The sequence below is a fragment of the Burkholderia cepacia genome, from assembly GCF_001718835.1.
In the GTDB taxonomy this organism is placed as follows: Bacteria; Pseudomonadota; Gammaproteobacteria; order Burkholderiales; family Burkholderiaceae; genus Burkholderia; species Burkholderia cepacia_F.
This window is the reverse complement of record NZ_CP013443.1, coordinates 416,738-433,227: the sequence shown is the minus strand read 5'-3', so window position 1 is coordinate 433,227 and position 16,490 is coordinate 416,738. Positions and strand designations below refer to the sequence as shown.

The window sequence follows — 16,490 nt, the reverse complement described above, 5'->3', positions numbered from 1 at the left end:
TCCGGCGCGTACCGGCCAATCCGGTACCGCGCCGTCTCGCTAGTTTAGTACAACTCTTTCGGCGCCTTCGCGTGTGAGCCCCGTGCGACAGGCCTTTCCGGCCCGCCGACTGTGGCACGCGCGCGACGTTCACGGTTTCCAGTGTACGAAGTTGCGATACAGACGCAACCCGACCTCCGCGCTTTTCTCGGGGTGGAATTGGGTCGCGAAGAGGTTGTCCCGTGCGACCGCGGACGTAAACGGCGCGCCGTAGGCCGTTTCGCCGACCGTATGCGCCGGGTTGTCCGGCGTCACGTAGTAGCTGTGCACGAAGTAGAAATACGCGTCGTCGGGCACGCCGTCCCACAGCGGATGCGGCTGCGACTGGCGCACGCGGTTCCAGCCCATCTGCGGCACCTTGAAGCGCGAGCCGTCGTCCTGCACGCGGCCGTCGAGCTCGAAACGCACGACCTTGCCGGGCAACAGGCCGAGGCCCTTCGTGTCGCCTTCCGCGCTCCAGTCGAACAGCATCTGCTCGCCGACGCACACGCCGAGCAGCGGCTTCGTGCGCGACGCCTCGATCACGGCCTCCTGCAGGCCCGACTCGCCGAGGCAGCGCATGCAGTCGGGCATCGCGCCCTGGCCGGGCAGCACGACACGGTCGGCCGCGCGGATCGCGGCCGGCGTGTCGACGATCGCCACGTCGGCGGCCGGTTCGGCCTTCTTGAGCGCCTGCGCGACCGAGCGCAGGTTGCCCATCCCATAATCCACAATCGCAATCGAAGTTTTCATCTCAGTGCAGGCAGTAGCGCCCTCAGTCCATTGACGATGAATTCCACCGCCAGCGCCGACAGCATCAGACCCATCAGCCGCGTGGCGATGTTGATGCCCGTGCGGCCGATCCAGTTCGCGATCGGCTCGGCGAGCCGCATCGCGACGAAACACAGAAAAGCCAGGACCGCGCCGATCGCGACCAGCCCGGCCCGTTCATACCAGTGATGCGAATTCGCCGCGTAGATGATTACCGTGCTGATCGAGCCGGGGCCCGTGAGCAGCGGAATCGCCAGCGGCACGACCGCGATGTTGTCCTTCAGCTCGGCCTCGTGGCGCTCCTCCGGCGTCGATCGCGTGTTGCCGATCTGCGCGTTCAGCATGTTGATCGCCATCAGCAGCATGATGATCCCGCCGCCCACTTCGAGCGACCCGACCGAAATGCCGAAGAAGTCGATGATCTGCTGCCCGAGCAGCGCCGTCACCGTCATCACGCAGAACACCGACACCGACGCGATCCGGATCGTACGCCGCCGCTCGAGGTCCGTCTGCTGCGCGGTCAGGCTCAGGAAGAACGGCACCGCGCCGATCGGGTTGATCAGCGCCAGCAGCGAAATGAACGATTTGAGCAGATCCATCGCAAGCCGGCGCCGCGCGCCGAAGCCGTGAGGTTGTCCTTGACGCTCCGTCCGGTCAGTTCAGGTTCAGAGGCTGCCCTTCGTCGACGGGATCTGCCCCGCCGCACGCTCGTCCAGCTCCACCGCCGCGCGCAGCGCACGGCCGAAGGCCTTGAACACGGTCTCGAGCTGATGGTGCGCGTTGATCCCGCGCAGGTTGTCGATGTGCAGCGTGACGCCCGCGTGGTTCACGAAACCGCGGAAAAACTCGATCGACAGGTCGACGTCGAACGTGCCGATCCGCGCACGCGTGAACGGCACGTGGAATTCGAGGCCCGGCCGGCCGGAGAAGTCGATCACGACGCGCGACAGCGCCTCGTCGAGCGGCACGTACGAATGGCCGTAGCGACGGATGCCCTTGCGGTCGCCGATCGCCTTCGCGACGGCCTGCCCGAGCGTGATGCCGACATCCTCGACCGTGTGGTGGTCGTCGATATGCGTATCGCCATGCGCCTCAACCTCGAGATCGACCAGACCGTGTCGAGCGATCTGGTCGAGCATATGGTCGAGGAACGGCACGCCGGTGGCCAGCTTCTGCTGGCCGGTGCCGTCGAGATCGAGCTTCACACGGATCTGCGTTTCGCTGGTATTGCGAACGACTTCCGCCACACGCATGGCAATTCCTTGACTGAGTCGATGTAAATGGGGATTGATCGTTTCGCGCTGCGGCGCCCGCGGGCTCAACCGGGCAGCGCGAGTTTCAAAGCGGCCAGCAGGCGCGCGTTTTCGTCGGGAGAACCGACGGTCAGCCGCACGCATTCAGCCAGCAACGGATGCATTTTACTCACGTTTTTGACCAAAACCCGCTCGGTGAGCAGCGCGTCGAACACCGCGGCCGCGTCCGGCACGCGCACCAGCAGGAAATTGCCGGCGCTCGGGAACACCGTCGCGCCCGGCAGCGCGGCCACGGCCTGCGCGAGGCGCGCGCGTTCCGCACGCAGATCGGCCGCCTGCGCGTCGAGCACGCCGAGGTGGTCGAGCAGGAAATCGGCGGTCGCCTGGGTCAGCACGTTGATGTTGTACGGCGGGCGCACCTTGTCGAATTCGGTCAGCCACGCGGGCGAACCGACGAGATAGCCGAGGCGGATGCCCGCGAGGCCCAGCTTCGACACCGTGCGCATCACGACGACGTTGTCGAACTCGGCGGCGCGCGGCAGCCACGAGCGCCCGGCGAACGGCTGGTACGCCTCGTCGATCACGATCAGGCTGTGCCGCGCGGCCGCGACGATCCGTTCGACGTCGGCATCGTCGTACAGCGTGCCGGTCGGGTTGTTCGGATAGGCGAGGTAGACGATCGCCGGACGATGCTCGGCGATCGCCGCGAGCATCGCGTCGACGTCGAGCGTCAGGTCGGCCTGCAGCGGCACGCCGACGAATTCGAGCTGCGCGAGCTTCGCGGACAGTTCGTACATCACGAAGCCCGGCACCGGCGCGAGCACCTTCGCGCCCGGCTTCGCGCAGGCCACCGACATCATGCTGATGATTTCGTCCGAGCCGTTGCCAAGCAGCACCTCGCAGGCCGCCGGCACGCCCATCGCGTGGCGCAGCTTGTCGATCAGCGCGGCCGGGCGCGGCGCCGGGTAGCGGTTCAGCGCGACCTGCGCGAGACGCTCGCCGAGCGCCGCGGCGAGCGGTTCGGGCAGCGGGTACGGGTTCTCCATCGCGTCGAGCTTCACGAATCCGCTCGCGTCCGGCACCGGATAGCTCGTCATCGCGAGCACGTCGCGGCGAATGATGTCTTGTGGCGTCGTCATGATCTCAAGCCGGCGTGCGTCGCGCCGGCGTCAATGGGTCAGCGCGGCGACAGCCGCCGCGCCCGTCTGCGGCCCGGCAATCAGCCCTGGCCGCCGCCTTTCATCCGGAATTCGGCGCTTTTCGCGTGCGCCTGCAGCCCCTCGCCGTACGCGAGTTCGGATGCAATCTCGCCCAGCGTCTGCGCGCCTTCGGCGCTGACCTCGATCAGGCTCGAGCGCTTGATGAAGTCGTACACGCCGAGCGGCGACGAGAAGCGCGCGGTGCGCGACGTCGGCAGCACGTGGTTCGGGCCCGCGCAGTAGTCGCCGAGGCTCTCGCTCGTGTAGCGGCCGAGGAAGATCGCGCCCGCATGGCGGATCTGCTGGCCCCACTGCTGCGGCTCCAGCGCGGAAATTTCCAGGTGCTCGGGCGCGATGTCGTTCGCGATCCGGCAGGCTTCGGCCATGTCGCGCACCTTGACCAGCGCGCCGCGGCCTTCGAGGGACGCGCGGATCACGTCCTGGCGCGGCATCGACGGCAGCAACTCGTTGATCGCCTTCTCGACGCGCTCGAGGAACGCACCGTCCGGGCACAGCAGGATCGACTGCGCGAGCTCGTCGTGTTCGGCCTGCGAGAAGAGATCCATCGCGACCCAGTTCGGGTCGGTCGTGCCGTCGCACAGCACGAGGATTTCCGACGGCCCGGCGATCATGTCGATGCCGACCGTGCCGAACACGCGGCGCTTCGCCGACGCGACGTACGCATTGCCGGGGCCGCAGATCTTGTCGACGGCCGGCACCGTCGCCGTGCCGTACGCGAGCGCGCCGACCGCCTGCGCGCCACCGATCGTGAACACGCGATCGACGCCGCCGAGCAGCGCCGCGGCGAGCACGAGGTCGTTCTTCACGCCGTCCGGGGTCGGCACGACCATCACGATCTCGCCGACGCCCGCGACGCGCGCGGGAATCGCGTTCATCAGCACCGACGACGGATACGCGGCCTTGCCGCCCGGCACGTACAGGCCGACGCGGTCGAGCGGCGTGACCTTCTGGCCGAGCACCGTGCCGTCCGCTTCCGTGTACTGCCAGCTATGCGTGCCGCACTCGATCTTCTGCTTCTCGTGGTATGCGCGCACCCGCGCGGCCGCCGCTTCCAGCGCCGCGCGCGCCTTCGGCGCGAGGCCGTCGAGCGCCGTCTGCAGCGCGTCCTGCGGCAGCTCCAGCGCGGCGACGCTGTTTGCGCTCAGCCGGTCGAAGCGGTTCGTGTATTCGAGCACCGCGGCGTCGCCGCGCGACTTCACGTCGGCGAGGATCTGCGCGACCGATTGCTCGATCGCCGCGTCTTCGCTTGCCTCGAAGGCGAGCAACGCGCGCAACTCGGCGCCGAAGCCGTCGCTCGTCGAATCGAGCTTGCGGATGGTGATGGACATGGGAGTTCCGTTACGGTGATGCGCTCAACCGCCATTCTGCGACGCGCGTTCGAACGCGTCGAGGATCGGCTTGAGTGCCGTGCGCTTCAATTTCAGCGCAGCCTGGTTCACGACGAGGCGCGACGAGATCGCCATGATCTCCTCGACCTCGACCAGATTGTTCGCCTTCAGCGTGCCGCCCGAGCTGACGAGGTCGACGATCGCGTCGGCCAGGCCGACCAGCGGCGCCAACTCCATCGAGCCGTACAGCTTGATCAGGTCGACGTGCACGCCCTTCGCGGCAAAGTGTTCGCGCGCCGTTTCGACGTACTTCGTCGCGACGCGCAGCCGCGCGCCCTGGCGCACGGCGCTCGCGTAGTCGAAGCCGGCCGACACCGCCACCGACATCCGGCAGCGCGCAATGTTCAGATCGATCGGCTGGTACAGGCCCGAGCCGCCGTGCTCGACCAGCACGTCCTTGCCGGCCACGCCGAAATCGGCCGCGCCGTATTCGACATAGGTCGGCACGTCGCTCGCGCGCACGATGATCACGCGCAGGTCCGGGTTCGTCGTCGGCAGGATCAGCTTGCGCGACGTTTCCGGATCCTCGGTCACCTGGACGCCGGCAGCGGCGAGCAGCGGCAGGGTTTCCTCGAAAATCCGGCCCTTCGACAGCGCAAGGGTCAACGGCGGGGTCTGCGGCGCGGTCATGCTTGGCTCCCGGAAAGGCGGCGCACGTTCGCGCCGACGGCGGTCAGTTTGGCTTCCATGCGGTCGTAGCCGCGGTCCAGGTGATAGATGCGGTCGACGAGCGTCTCGCCGTCGGCACGCAGCCCGGCGATCACGAGGCTCGCCGACGCGCGCAGGTCGGTCGCCATCACGTTCGCGCCCGACAGCTTCTCGACGCCCGTCACGAGCGCGGTGTTGCCGTCGATCGTGATGTTCGCGCCGAGCCGGTTCAATTCCTGCACGTGCATGAAACGGTTCTCGAAAATGGTTTCGACGACCTGCGCGGTGCCCGTCGCGACCGTATTGAGGGCCATGAACTGCGCCTGCATGTCGGTCGGGAACGCCGGGTATTCCGACGTGCGGATCGTGACCGCCGACGGCCGCCGGTCCATCTTCACGCGCAGCCAGCTGTCGCCCTCCTCGATCGACACGCCGGCTTCGCGCAGCTTGTCGATCACCGCGTCGAGGATGTGCGGGCGCACGCCCGTCAGCATCACGTCGCCGCCCGCCGCCGCGACCGCGCACAGGAACGTGCCGGCCTCGATACGGTCGGGGATCACCGAATGGCGGGCGCCGTGCAGCCGCTCGACGCCCTGGATCACGAGGCGATCGGTGCCGATGCCGTCGATTTTCGCGCCCATCGCGACCAGCAAGTGTGCGAGATCGCTCACTTCCGGCTCGCGTGCAGCGTTTTCGATCACCGTCTCGCCGTCTGCCAGCGTCGCGGCCATCAGCAGGTTCTCCGTGCCCGTCACCGTGATCATGTCGGTCACGATGCGCGCGCCCTTCAGGCGCTTCGCGCGGGCCTCGATGAAGCCGTGCTCGATGCTGATCTCGGCCCCCATCGCCTGCAGGCCCTTGATGTGCTGGTCGACCGGACGCGCGCCGATCGCGCAGCCGCCCGGCAGCGACACCTTCGCCTCGCCGAAACGTGCGAGCAGCGGCCCGAGCACCAGGATCGACGCGCGCATCGTCTTCACGAGCTCGTACGGCGCCACGAGGTTGTCGACGCGCGACGCGTCGAGCTGCACGCGGCAGCCGTCGGTCTCGCTCTTCACGCCCATCTGGTTCAGCACCTTCAGCGTGGTGCGCACGTCCTTCAGGTTCGGCACGTTGTCGAGGTCGACCGGATCGGCGGTGAGCAGGCCCGCGCACAGGATCGGCAGCGCGGCATTCTTCGCGCCCGACACGACGATCTCGCCCGACAGGCGGCGGCCGCCTTCGATGACGAGCTTGTCCATCCCATGGCCATGCGATTCCCCGTTGGCGGCCGGGTGTGCCGTGGCGACGCTCTGGACGGCGTCGCGCTCGTTGACGGTGACTTGCACTCAGTGAAGTTCCGGTTATGCGTTCTGCCATTCGGCGGGCGTCAGCGTCTTCATGCTGAGCGCGTGAATTTCCTGCTTCATGCGATCGCCGAGCGCCGCGTAGACGAGCTGGTGCCGCTGGATCGGGCGCTTGCCTTCGAAGGCCGCCGACACGATCGTCGCGAAGAAATGCTGGCCGTCGCCTTCGACTTCCAGATGCGTGCAGGCGAGACCGCCGGCGATGTATTGCTTGACCTGTTCGGGAGTCGGCAACATGGTGTAAGGCTCCTGTCGACGCGCGCCGCCCGGATGGCGGCCGCGGCCTGTCGATATCAATGACGCAGTTTGTAGCCGGTCGCGAGCAGCCGCATCGCGATCAGCGCGAGCAGCACGAAGAAACCGGTGACGATCGCGAGGCTCGCGAACGGGTTGATGTCGGACGCGCCGAAGAACCCGAAACGGAAGCCGTCGATCATGTAGAAAAACGGATTGAGACGCGAGATCTCGCGCCACACGGGCGGCAGCGAGTGCGTCGAATAGAACACGCCGGACAGGAACGTCAGCGGCATGATCAGGAAGTTCTGGAACGCGGCGAGCTGGTCGAACTTCTCGGCCCAGATCCCGGCGATCAGGCCGAGCGTGCCGAGGATCGCCGAGCCGAGCAGCGCGAACGCAATGATGAACAGCGGCGCCGCGAAATGCATCGGGATAAACCAGATCGTCACGACGAACACGCCCGCGCCGACCGCGAGCCCGCGCACCACGGACGCGAGCACGTACGCGCAGAAGATGTCGCGGTACGACAGCGGCGGCAGCAGCACGAACACGAGGTTGCCGGTGATCTTCGACTGGATCAGCGACGACGAGCTGTTCGCGAACGCGTTCTGCAGCACGCTCATCATCACGAGGCCCGGCACGAGAAAACTCACGTACTCGACGCCCGGATAGACCTCCACGCGGCCCGACAGCGCGTGGCCGAAGATCGTCAAATACAGCAGCGCCGTGACGATCGGCGCGCACACCGTCTGGAACGACACCTTCCAGAAACGCAGCAGTTCCTTGTAGAACAGCGTTTGAAACCCGCTCATGCCAGACCCTCGATCACCTCGGCCCCGTTCATCACCTGGACGAACACGTCTTCGAGGTCGGCCTTGCGGACCTCGATCTCGTCGAATGTGCAGCCCGCCGCGCGGCATTGCGCGAGGATCCGCTCGACATCGTCGTAGCTCGTCAGGCGCAGCAGGTGCTCGCCCGGCGCGCGCGCGGCCGGGTCGGACTCCAGCCCGCGCAGCTCGGACGGCAGCGCGCCGAGCGCGAAGCGCAGGTACAGCTGCAGCCCCGCGAAGCGGCGCAGCAGCGCGTCGGTGCGGTCGAGCGCGACCACTTCGCCACGGCGCAGCATCGCGATGCGGTCGCACAGCGACTCGGCTTCCTCGAGGTAGTGGGTGGTCAGCACGATCGTGTGGCCTTCGCGGTTCAGTCGCGAGATGAATTTCCACAGCGTCTGGCGCAATTCGACGTCGACGCCGGCGGTCGGCTCGTCGAGCACGATCACGGGCGGCCGGTGCACGAGCGCCTGTGCGACCAGCACGCGGCGCTTCATCCCGCCGGACAGCGCGCGCATGTTCGCGTCGGCTTTCTCGGTGAGGTCGAGATTGGCCATCACTTCGTCGATCCAGTCGTCGTTGCGGCGCAGCCCGAAATAGCCGGACTGGATCCGCAACGTCTCGCGGACGGTGAAGAACGGGTCGAACACGAGTTCCTGCGGCACGACGCCGAGCGCGCGGCGCGCGCCACGGAAGTCCTTGACGACGTCGTGACCGCGCACCGAGATACTGCCTTCGTCGGCCCGGGCGAGCCCGGCGAGGATACTGATGAGCGTGGTCTTGCCTGCGCCGTTGGGGCCGAGCAGACCGAAAAACTCGCCTTCCTCGACCGACAGGCTGACGCCCTTGAGCGCCTGAAGCGATTTGTAGCGCTTCTTGACGTGACGGATTTCTATGGCTGACATGACTGTGCGCGGCGCATGGGCCGCGACGCCTATTCTGTGCTTGCTGCGAATGAAAATGGGGGCCGGACGCCGATTGGCTGCCCCGCAAAACGCTTGATTATAGGGCAAACCGGCGGGAGGGGACGGCCATCGGAATCGGCCGTGCGGCAGCCGGCGCCCGCGGGGGCCGGCGTTCAGCGGCAGGGTCAATGTCGCCCGGTGCCTTCGATGAGCGCGTCGACGCCGTAGGCGCGCGCGAGGCTGGCGAGCTTCGGGGGAAGATTGAGGATGTCGAGGGTCGCGCCGCGCGCTTTGGCGGCACGTTGCCATGCGAGCAGCACGGCGAGCGCGGACGAGTCGAACTGCGTCAGCGCCGCACAATCGACGGCGGTCGCGCCCGCGCCGATGCGCGCAAGACCGTCCGCGAGCGCGGACTTCGCGCTCGCGACGGTCAGCGAGGAGCCGGCTTCGAAGCCGCTCACGACGCTTGCTTGCCGGCGGCAAGTTGCTGGTTGCGCTGCGTGAGGAACTGGATCAGGCCGTCCACGCCGCTTTGCTGGATCTTCTCGTTGAACTGCTGCTGGTACGTCTGGATCAGCCAGGCGCCGAGCACGTTCAGGTCATACACCTTCCAGCCGTTCGCCGTCTTGTACAGGCGGTAGTCGATCTGGACCGGCTGGCCGTTGTTCATCGCGACCGTCTTGACCACGACATCGGTATCGGCCGGATCGGCGCGGAACGGCGGGTACTGGATCTGCTGATCCGGCTTCAGTTGCGCCAGCGCGCCCGAATACGTGCGGATCAGCAGCAGCTTGAACTGCTCCTGAACCTGCTGCTGCTGTTCCGCCGTCGCGGTGCGCCAGTTGCGGCCCATCGCGAGCTGCGTGGTGCGGCGGAAATCGGTGTACGGCAGGATGTCCTTGTTGACGATCGTGATGATGCGGTTGGTGTCGCCCTGCTTGATCGTCTGCTGCTTGACTTCGTCGAGCACCTGCTGCGTCGCCGTCTTGATCAGCGCCTGCGGGTTCGACTGGTCGACTTGCGCGTGGGCTGCGCTGCCGAACGAGAACAGCGCCGCGAAAACGGGGATCAGGAACAGTTTTTTCATCATAGTGACCTGCATGAATGAGTCGATGCGGAGGTTGGAGCAGGTAGCTTACGCGCAAGTTCGCGCACGCTACCGACTGAATCGTTTCCGGCTGTAACGAATGTAAATCCGTCAGTGCAGACGAATGCTCGGGAAGCGGAACCCGCCCGGCGACGGCGGCGCCACCTGCATCGGCGGCACGTTCGTTTCGCTGGCCGGGTTCGGCGCACCCGCCGCTTCCGACCCCGGCGCCGGCGCAGCCGCACCGGATGCACCCGCCGGCGCCGCCGCGCCGTCGTCCGGCAGGTCGTACTTCGGCAGCGCGTCGTTGCTCGACGTCGCGGCCGCCTCGCCGCGTGCGTTGCTGATCAGCATCTGGCGGCGCTGCAGGTACGCGTTACGCACGAACGAATACTTGTCGAGTGCCGCGGCATCCAGCACGTCGCCCGCGCCGAGCAGGTTCGAACGCGTGTTGACGAGGTTGACGCCGAACAGGCCCCAGCTCAGGCCATCCGGCTTCACGTAGGTAAGCGGGTTGCCGACGTAGTCGACGCCCAGGCCGGCCGTATCGCGCAGCGTGCTCGGGCCGAGCAGCGGCAGCACGAGGTACGGACCCGACGGCATCCCGTAGCGGCCCATCGTGATCCCGAAGTCGGCCGTGTGCTTCGGCAGCTTCGCGATCGTCGCGACGTCGAACAGGCCGCCGACGCCGAACACCGTATTGATCACGACACGCATGATGTCGCCGACGCCGTCCGCGATCCGCAGCTGCACGATGTTGTTCGCCGCGATGTAGACGTCGCCGATGTTCGAGAAGAAGTTCGTCACGCTGTCGCGCACCGGCTGCGGCACCACGTACTGGTAGCCCTTCGCGACCGGCTTCAGCGCATACGTATCGACCGTGTCGTTGAACTTGTACATCGTCCGGTTGAAGCCTTCGAGCGGATCGCCCTTGGTCGGCGTCTGCACGGTCGCGCAGCCGCTCAACGCGGCGACTGCCGCCACCGCCAGCGCGGCGTGCCTGATGCGGATCGTCTGCATGGTCATTACCCTCTTCTCATCTCTCGTGTGGTTATTGGGCCGCCGAGCCGGGAGCGGCGGACACCGCCGACGCCGGCACCGCCACCGGTGCAGGCGCGGCCGGCGCACCGGCTGCCGGCTTCGCACCGCCCGCGTCGGCGGCCTTGCTGTACAGGAACTGGCCGATCAGGTTCTCGAGCACGATCGCCGATTGCGTCATCGTGATCGTATCGCCCGACTTCAGCATTTCGGTGTCGCCGCCCGGATCGAGGCCGATATATTGCTCGCCGAGCAGGCCCGACGTCAGGATCTTCGCCGACGAATCCTTCGGGAACTGATACTGGCCGTCGACATCGATCGTCACCAGTGCCTGGTACGTGTTCGTGTCGAAACCGATCGTCTTCACGCGGCCGACCACGACGCCCGCGCTCTTCACGGCCGCGCGCGGCTTCAGCCCGCCGATATTGTCGAATTTCATCTTCACCGAGTAGGTCGGCTGAAACGAAAACGAGCTCATGTTGCCGACCTTCAGCGCCAGGAACAGCACCGCAAGGAAGCCCACCACCACGAACAGGCCGACCCAGAAGTCGAGAGCAGTCTTTTTCATCGTCATCCCAAAATTTGGCTTGGCTGAGGCTTAGCTGAACATCAGCGCGGTCAGCAGGAAATCGAGGCCGAGTACGGCAAGCGACGCGAACACGACCGTCTTGGTCGTCGCGCGCGACACGCCCTCGGGCGTGGGCTTCGCTTCATACCCTTGAAACAGTGCAATGAAGGTCACGGCGAACCCGAACACGATGCTCTTGATCACGCCGTTGCCGACGTCAGCCCAGACCTGGACCCCGCCCTGCATCTGCGACCAGAACGCGCCCGGATCGACGCCGATCAGCACGACACCGACGAAGTAACCGCCGAGCACGCCGACCGCGTTGAAGATCGCGGCCAGGAGCGGCATCGCGATGATGCCCGCCCACAGGCGCGGCGCGATCACGTTCTTGATCGGGTCCACCGCCATCATCTCGAGCGCGGTGAGCTGCTCGCCGGCTTTCATCAGGCCGATCTCGGCCGTGAGCGACGTGCCCGCGCGGCCCGCGAACAGCAGCGCCGTGACCACCGGCCCGAGCTCGCGCACGAGCGACAGCGCGACCAGCAGGCCGAGCGCCTGCTCGGAACCGTAGCGGTTCAGCGTGTAGTACCCCTGCAGGCCGAGCACGAAGCCGACGAACAGCCCCGACACGGCGATGATCACGAACGAATAGTTGCCGAGGAAGTGGATCTGCTTCGTGACCAGCCGCGGCCGGCGCAGCAGCGGGAAGAATTCCAGCACGAGGCGCACGAACAGCCGCGTGCCGTAGCCCGCGCGCTCGAGGCCGCCGATGACGTAACGTCCGATCGCGCTGATCATGCGCGCCCTCCGCCGAGCCCGAAATCCGCCGCCAGCGGCGGGCTCGTGTAATGAAATTTGAACGGGCCGTCCGGCGCGCCGTCGATGAACTGCCGCACGCTCGGATCGGTCGATGCGCGCAGCTCGTCGGGCGTCCCCTGCGCGAGCACGCCGCCGTTGGCCAGGAAATACACGTAGTCGGCGATCGCGAACGATTCGGGCACGTCGTGCGTGACGAGGATCGACGTGGCGCCCAGCGCCTGGTTCAGCGTGCGGATCAGGTTCGCGGTGATGCCGAGCGAGATCGGATCGAGGCCGGCGAACGGCTCGTCGTACATGATGAGCTGCGGATCGAGCGCGATCGCGCGTGCCAGCGCGATGCGGCGCGCCATCCCGCCCGACACCTCGGACGGCATCAGGTCGCGCGCGCCGCGCAGCCCGACCGCGTTGAGCTTCATCAGCACGAGGTCGCGGATCAGGTCTTCGGGCAGGTCGGTATGCTCGCGCAGCGCGAACGCGACGTTCTCGAACACCGACATGTCGGTGAACAACGCGCCGAACTGGAACAGCATGCCCATCTTGCGACGCAGCGCGTACAGGCCGTCGCGCGTTTGCGCGCCGACATCGGCGCCGTCGAACAGCACCTGGCCTCGGCGCGCGCGCACGAGGCCGCCGATCAGGCGCAGCACGGTCGTCTTGCCGCAACCCGACCCGCCCATGACCGCGACGACCTGCCCACGCCCGAAGCGCAGGTTCAGGTTGGACAGGACGAGGCGGTCGCCGTAGCCAAAGTCGACGTCGCGAAGTTCCAGCAGGGTCTCGGTAGGAGTGGGGCTCACGGAGCTGACAGTCCTTTTACGCAGAACGCCGAATTATAGGGCCTGCATTGGAATGATGTCGTGACGCCGTTCCGGGCCCTGCGGTCAATGATTGTCAAATTGTCCGGGAAAACATTGCTGCAACGCAATAATCCTTGCCCGGTAATCCGCGGCCCCGGTCACCGCACTGACCACTGCGACACTGCCGACACCCGTCGCCAGCACGGCGGGCAGCGCGTCGAGCCCCACCCCGCCGATCGCGACGAGCGGCGCCCGCGCGCCCGCGAAGCGCGCATAGCGGGCAATCCGCGCCAGGCCCTGCGGCGGCGCGGCGACGGCCTTGGTCGCGGTCGCGTAGACGGGGCCGAGCGCGAGGTAGCTCGGGCGCTCGTGCAATGCCCGCAACATTTCGTAATAACCGTGGCTCGAAAGTCCGAGCCGCAGGCCCGCGCGCGCGATCGCGGCCAGATCGGCCGTTTCGAGGTCTTCCTGACCCAGATGAACCCCGTACGCCCCCTCTTCTACGGCGATCTGCCAGTGATCGTTGATGAACACGCGCGCATCGGGATGGCGGCGCCCGGCCGCGACGGCACGAGCGATTTCCGCGCGCAGCAGGTCCGGCGCGGCGCCTTTCACGCGCAGTTGCACGGTCCGCACGCCGCAATCGAGCACGCGCTCGACCCATTCGGCGTCCGGCACGACCGGGTAGAGGCCGAGCCGCGCGGGGCACGGCGCGAACGCGGGCTCCGGCGCGGCCGGCAGCCCGGCGACACGCGGGAACCGCGCGGGGTTCACCGGCCATGCGCCTGCGTCGTCATCGGCGGCGGCCTCGTCGCCGTCGCGCCAGGCCAGCGCCAGCACCAGCGCGTCGACCGGCGCAAAGCCGCAGTCGAGGAACGCGGCGAGCGCGGCAATCCAGTCGTCCGCGAGCGGATGCGCGGCGTCGAGCGCGATGCGTTCGCCCGCGCGGTGCAGCACCGCGCGGCGCTCGCCGAATTCGACGACCGCCACGCCCGGCGACGCAGGCCGCGACGCGGCCGACGCGCGCGCCTGCGCGGCACGGTCGCCGGCCGATACGATCAGCACGTCGCCGTCGGCCGGCGCGTCGGGCACCGCGACGCACAGCCGCCACGCCGCGGCGGCGCCCGGCCAGTCGCCCAGCCGGGCGCGAATCCGTTCGGCCGCTTCGGCCAGTTCGTCGGCCGGCGGCCAGAATGCGGCGGCCAGCCCCGCGCTCATGCGCCGCCCCCGTCCTGGTGCCAGAACGGCATCCCGACGACCGGCGTGCTGGCGTGCGCGGTCTCGCGCGCGTCCATCGGCCCCGCCAGATACGCGGCACGTCCCGCTTCGACACCCTGCGCAAATGCGCGCGCCATGATCTCGGGGTGCGTGGCCTGCGACACGGCGGTGTTCAGCAACACGCCGTCGAAGCCCCATTCCATCACCTGGCACGCGTGCGACGGCACGCCGAGCCCCGCGTCGACGATCAGCGGCACGTCGGGCAGGCGCTCGCGCAGCACGCGCAGGCCGTACGGGTTCACGACCCCCTTGCCCGTGCCGATCGGCGCGCCCCACGGCATCAGCGCCTCGCAGCCGACGTCGAGCAGGCGCCTGCCGATCACGAGATCCTCGGTGCAGTACGGCAGCACCTTGAAGCCGTCCTTGACCAGTTGCGCGGCCGCCTCGATCAGCCCGACCGGATCGGGCTGCAGCGTGTAGTCGTCGCCGATCAGCTCGAGCTTGATCCAGTCGGTGTCGAACACCTCGCGCGCCATGTGCGCGGTCGTCACGGCTTCGGCGACGGTCTGGCAGCCGGCCGTGTTCGGCAAGAGCGGCACCGCGTGGCGCTTGAGCAGGTCGAAGAAGCCGGCTTCGGCCGTGCCGCCCGTCATCTGGCGGCGCAGCGCGACCGTCACCATCCCGGGGCGCGACGCGACGATCGAATCGGACAGCGACTGCAGCGACGGATAGCGCGACGTGCCGATCAGCACGCGGCTTGCGAAGGTTTCGCCGTACAGCGTCAGCGCGTCGGCGGAGGTGAGGGACGTCATGTCGTTTTCCTGAAAGAGCGGGGACGAACCGGCGGCGCTCAGCCGCCCGCGACGGGGTGCACGACGTCGAGCCTGTCGCCCGCCGCGAGCGCGCGCGCCGCATGCTGCGTGCGCGCGACGAAATTGCCGTTCAGCGCGACCGCATACGGCGGACGCGCGCCGTACGCGGCGAGCGCGTCGGCCACCGTTGCGCCGTCGGGCAACGTCAGGTTCTGTTGGTTGATCTGGATATCCATGAGGCTTCGTCGAATTCGGTCGGCGGTGCGCGTCAGGCCGGCTGGCGCGCGTCGTTGCGGTGATGAAGGAGCGCCGGCCAGCGCCCGGCGTCGCGCCACGCGGCGAACGCGTCGGCATCGCCGAACGCGCCGCCGAGCGCGGCTTCGGCGAGCGCGACCGCCGCGTGCGCGACTTCCGGCGCGATCATGAAGCCGTGCCGGTACAGGCCGTTGACGGCGAGCGTCGACGCACCGTCCCAGATCACCGCCGGGCGATGATCGGGCAGCGTCGGCCGGCACTGCGCATTGAGTTCGAGGATGCGCGCCTCGCCGAACGCCGGATGCACGGAGAACGCCGCGCTCAGCAGTTCGAGCGCGGAGCGCACGCTGACGGGCGACATGTCCTCGCCCTCCACCTCGGTCGCGCCGATCACGTAGAGATCGTCCTGCTTCGGTGCGATGTACAGCGGGTAGCGCGGATGCAGCAGCCGCACGGGCCGGGTGAGCCCGATGCCGGGCGCGCGCACGCGCGCGACTTCGCCGCGGATGCCGCGCAACGCGGGCAGCGCGGGTTTCGCGCCGAGCCCGCGGCAATCGATCGTGAAATGCGCGGCGGGCAGGTTCGCATCGTCGATCGTGACGTGCCAGTGCAGGTCGACGCCGCGCTCGGCGAGGCCGGCCGCGAGCGCGCGCAGCGCCTGGCGATTGTCGAGCTGGCCTTCGTTCGGCAGCAGCAGGCCGCGCGCGAAGCGGCCCGCGAGCACCGGCTCGGCCGCGTCGACCTGCGCGCCGGCGAGGGTCACGAAGCCGCTGTCGAACAGGCCGGCCGGCGCGTTCGCGCGCACGCGCCGCTCGAACAGCGGCGCCTCCGCGCGGTCCGCGTGATGCCAGACGACGAGCGTGCCGTGATGCTGGAAGAAGACGGGTTCGGGCAGTTCCGCGAGCCACTGCGGCCAGCGCGCGAGCGACGCGGCGCCGAGCTCGGTGATCAGCAGCTCCGCGCTCGCCGCTTCCGCGAGCGGTGCGAGCATGGCAGCCGCGATCCACGCGGCCGACTGCTCGCCGTCCGGGCCGCCGCGCTCGTAAAGCGCGACGCGATGGCCGTCGCCCGCGAGCCGCCATGCGATCAGGCGGCCGACGAGGCCGCCGCCGAGCACCGCGAAATCGGGGCGAGACGTTGGCGTGCTCATTGGACGCCCTCCCCGCGAAAAGCGCGTCCATGCGGAGCGGACACGCGTGCGCGATCCCGTGCGAACGCGCGCGGGGCGGGACAAAAGACTGAAGATTGTGCGGTCATCATTCCTTCCGTAACGCGCAATG

20 protein-coding genes are annotated in these 16,490 nt (G+C 68.1%); all 20 read right to left on the bottom strand.

The features are described from left to right. Positions 1–129: 129 nt before the first annotated feature. The 20 genes from hisH to WT26_RS05225 all read right to left on the bottom strand — a co-directional run bounded on the left by hisH (position 130) and on the right by WT26_RS05225 (position 16,360). On the bottom strand, positions 130–771 hold the full coding sequence (hisH, locus tag WT26_RS05320; protein ID WP_034189815.1) for an imidazole glycerol phosphate synthase subunit HisH: 642 nt from the start codon (positions 769–771) through the stop codon (positions 130–132). Next, the gene (locus tag WT26_RS05315) at positions 768–1,388 is read right to left on the bottom strand and encodes a YchE family NAAT transporter (RefSeq protein ID WP_069272323.1); all 621 of its coding nucleotides are present in this window, start codon (positions 1,386–1,388) and stop codon (positions 768–770) included. The genes hisH and WT26_RS05315 overlap by 4 nt, the downstream gene beginning before the upstream one ends. Positions 1,389–1,454: 66 nt before the next feature. Continuing rightward, positions 1,455–2,042 carry an imidazoleglycerol-phosphate dehydratase HisB gene (gene hisB, locus WT26_RS05310; RefSeq protein ID WP_006477126.1) on the bottom strand — a complete coding sequence of 196 codons (588 nt, stop codon included), beginning with the start codon at positions 2,040–2,042 and terminating at the stop codon, positions 1,455–1,457. A 65-nt stretch (positions 2,043–2,107) separates the two neighbouring features. Further along, the gene (gene hisC / locus WT26_RS05305) at positions 2,108–3,181 is read right to left on the bottom strand and encodes a histidinol-phosphate transaminase (RefSeq protein WP_059665871.1); all 1,074 of its coding nucleotides are present in this window, start codon (positions 3,179–3,181) and stop codon (positions 2,108–2,110) included. Between the two features lie 80 nt (positions 3,182–3,261). Then, positions 3,262–4,590 carry a histidinol dehydrogenase gene (gene hisD / locus WT26_RS05300; RefSeq protein ID WP_069272322.1) on the bottom strand — a complete coding sequence of 443 codons (1,329 nt, stop codon included), beginning with the start codon at positions 4,588–4,590 and terminating at the stop codon, positions 3,262–3,264. 24 nt (positions 4,591–4,614) lie between these two features. Continuing rightward, complete coding sequence (hisG, locus tag WT26_RS05295) at positions 4,615–5,280, bottom strand: ATP phosphoribosyltransferase (RefSeq protein ID WP_059522284.1); 666 nt, start codon at positions 5,278–5,280, stop codon at positions 4,615–4,617. Then, positions 5,277–6,626, bottom strand: a complete 1,350-nt coding sequence (gene murA / locus WT26_RS05290; protein WP_059522283.1) for a UDP-N-acetylglucosamine 1-carboxyvinyltransferase — start codon at positions 6,624–6,626, stop codon at positions 5,277–5,279. The genes hisG and murA overlap by 4 nt, the downstream gene beginning before the upstream one ends. Before the next feature lie 15 nt (positions 6,627–6,641). Continuing rightward, positions 6,642–6,881: a BolA family protein gene (locus tag WT26_RS05285; RefSeq protein WP_006477131.1), complete on the bottom strand. Its 240-nt coding sequence runs from the start codon at positions 6,879–6,881 to the stop codon at positions 6,642–6,644. 56 nt (positions 6,882–6,937) lie between these two features. Continuing rightward, the gene (locus WT26_RS05280; protein ID WP_059522282.1) at positions 6,938–7,693 is read right to left on the bottom strand and encodes an ABC transporter permease; all 756 of its coding nucleotides are present in this window, start codon (positions 7,691–7,693) and stop codon (positions 6,938–6,940) included. Beyond that, complete coding sequence (locus WT26_RS05275; protein WP_069272321.1) at positions 7,690–8,616, bottom strand: ABC transporter ATP-binding protein; 927 nt, start codon at positions 8,614–8,616, stop codon at positions 7,690–7,692. Before WT26_RS05275 ends, WT26_RS05280 begins: the two co-directional genes overlap by 4 nt. A gap of 185 nt (positions 8,617–8,801) precedes the next feature. Next, positions 8,802–9,077 (bottom strand): STAS domain-containing protein, encoded by a 276-nt coding sequence (locus WT26_RS05270; RefSeq protein WP_027788544.1) that lies wholly within the window; start codon positions 9,075–9,077, stop codon positions 8,802–8,804. After that, positions 9,074–9,703, bottom strand: coding sequence for an MlaC/ttg2D family ABC transporter substrate-binding protein (locus WT26_RS05265; RefSeq protein ID WP_059522369.1), 630 nt, complete (start codon positions 9,701–9,703; stop codon positions 9,074–9,076). The genes WT26_RS05270 and WT26_RS05265 overlap by 4 nt, the downstream gene beginning before the upstream one ends. Positions 9,704–9,814: 111 nt before the next feature. Next, positions 9,815–10,723: a VacJ family lipoprotein gene (locus WT26_RS05260; RefSeq protein ID WP_069273692.1), complete on the bottom strand. Its 909-nt coding sequence runs from the start codon at positions 10,721–10,723 to the stop codon at positions 9,815–9,817. 31 nt (positions 10,724–10,754) lie between these two features. Continuing rightward, complete coding sequence (gene mlaD / locus WT26_RS05255; RefSeq protein ID WP_059522279.1) at positions 10,755–11,315, bottom strand: outer membrane lipid asymmetry maintenance protein MlaD; 561 nt, start codon at positions 11,313–11,315, stop codon at positions 10,755–10,757. A 24-nt stretch (positions 11,316–11,339) separates the two neighbouring features. After that, positions 11,340–12,107: a lipid asymmetry maintenance ABC transporter permease subunit MlaE gene (gene mlaE / locus WT26_RS05250; protein ID WP_021164333.1), complete on the bottom strand. Its 768-nt coding sequence runs from the start codon at positions 12,105–12,107 to the stop codon at positions 11,340–11,342. Further along, complete coding sequence (locus WT26_RS05245) at positions 12,104–12,925, bottom strand: ABC transporter ATP-binding protein (RefSeq protein ID WP_006477138.1); 822 nt, start codon at positions 12,923–12,925, stop codon at positions 12,104–12,106. The genes mlaE and WT26_RS05245 overlap by 4 nt, the downstream gene beginning before the upstream one ends. A gap of 84 nt (positions 12,926–13,009) precedes the next feature. Beyond that, complete coding sequence (thiE, locus tag WT26_RS05240) at positions 13,010–14,143, bottom strand: thiamine phosphate synthase (protein WP_069272320.1); 1,134 nt, start codon at positions 14,141–14,143, stop codon at positions 13,010–13,012. Then, a complete protein-coding gene (locus WT26_RS05235; RefSeq protein WP_059665869.1) occupies positions 14,140–14,955 on the bottom strand; it encodes a thiazole synthase in 816 nt (271 codons plus the stop codon). The genes thiE and WT26_RS05235 overlap by 4 nt, the downstream gene beginning before the upstream one ends. A 38-nt stretch (positions 14,956–14,993) precedes the next feature. Further along, positions 14,994–15,191: a sulfur carrier protein ThiS gene (gene thiS / locus WT26_RS05230; protein ID WP_059522277.1), complete on the bottom strand. Its 198-nt coding sequence runs from the start codon at positions 15,189–15,191 to the stop codon at positions 14,994–14,996. A gap of 32 nt (positions 15,192–15,223) precedes the next feature. Further along, the gene (locus WT26_RS05225) at positions 15,224–16,360 is read right to left on the bottom strand and encodes an FAD-dependent oxidoreductase (protein ID WP_069272319.1); all 1,137 of its coding nucleotides are present in this window, start codon (positions 16,358–16,360) and stop codon (positions 15,224–15,226) included. Positions 16,361–16,490: the final 130 nt, after the last annotated feature.

What these genes read in the sequence shown, in the direction of transcription:
- WT26_RS05285 (WP_006477131.1), bottom strand. Translation starts at nt 6,881, where the DNA reads ATGTTGCCGACTCCCGAACAGGTCAAGCAATACATCGCCGGCGGTCTC.
- hisD (WP_069272322.1), bottom strand. Translation starts at nt 4,590, where the DNA reads ATGTCCATCACCATCCGCAAGCTCGATTCGACGAGCGACGGCTTCGGC.
- thiE (WP_069272320.1), bottom strand. Translation starts at nt 14,143, where the DNA reads ATGAGCGCGGGGCTGGCCGCCGCATTCTGGCCGCCGGCCGACGAACTG.
- hisG (WP_059522284.1), bottom strand. Translation starts at nt 5,280, where the DNA reads ATGACCGCGCCGCAGACCCCGCCGTTGACCCTTGCGCTGTCGAAGGGC.
- hisB (WP_006477126.1), bottom strand. Translation starts at nt 2,042, where the DNA reads ATGCGTGTGGCGGAAGTCGTTCGCAATACCAGCGAAACGCAGATCCGT.
- WT26_RS05235 (WP_059665869.1), bottom strand. Translation starts at nt 14,955, where the DNA reads ATGACGTCCCTCACCTCCGCCGACGCGCTGACGCTGTACGGCGAAACC.
- mlaE (WP_021164333.1), bottom strand. Translation starts at nt 12,107, where the DNA reads ATGATCAGCGCGATCGGACGTTACGTCATCGGCGGCCTCGAGCGCGCG.
- hisH (WP_034189815.1), bottom strand. Translation starts at nt 771, where the DNA reads ATGAAAACTTCGATTGCGATTGTGGATTATGGGATGGGCAACCTGCGC.
- WT26_RS05265 (WP_059522369.1), bottom strand. Translation starts at nt 9,703, where the DNA reads ATGAAAAAACTGTTCCTGATCCCCGTTTTCGCGGCGCTGTTCTCGTTC.
- thiS (WP_059522277.1), bottom strand. Translation starts at nt 15,191, where the DNA reads ATGGATATCCAGATCAACCAACAGAACCTGACGTTGCCCGACGGCGCA.
- mlaD (WP_059522279.1), bottom strand. Translation starts at nt 11,315, where the DNA reads ATGACGATGAAAAAGACTGCTCTCGACTTCTGGGTCGGCCTGTTCGTG.
- WT26_RS05275 (WP_069272321.1), bottom strand. Translation starts at nt 8,616, where the DNA reads ATGTCAGCCATAGAAATCCGTCACGTCAAGAAGCGCTACAAATCGCTT.
- WT26_RS05225 (WP_069272319.1), bottom strand. Translation starts at nt 16,360, where the DNA reads ATGAGCACGCCAACGTCTCGCCCCGATTTCGCGGTGCTCGGCGGCGGC.
- hisC (WP_059665871.1), bottom strand. Translation starts at nt 3,181, where the DNA reads ATGACGACGCCACAAGACATCATTCGCCGCGACGTGCTCGCGATGACG.
- WT26_RS05280 (WP_059522282.1), bottom strand. Translation starts at nt 7,693, where the DNA reads ATGAGCGGGTTTCAAACGCTGTTCTACAAGGAACTGCTGCGTTTCTGG.
- WT26_RS05260 (WP_069273692.1), bottom strand. Translation starts at nt 10,723, where the DNA reads ATGCAGACGATCCGCATCAGGCACGCCGCGCTGGCGGTGGCGGCAGTC.
- WT26_RS05315 (WP_069272323.1), bottom strand. Translation starts at nt 1,388, where the DNA reads ATGGATCTGCTCAAATCGTTCATTTCGCTGCTGGCGCTGATCAACCCG.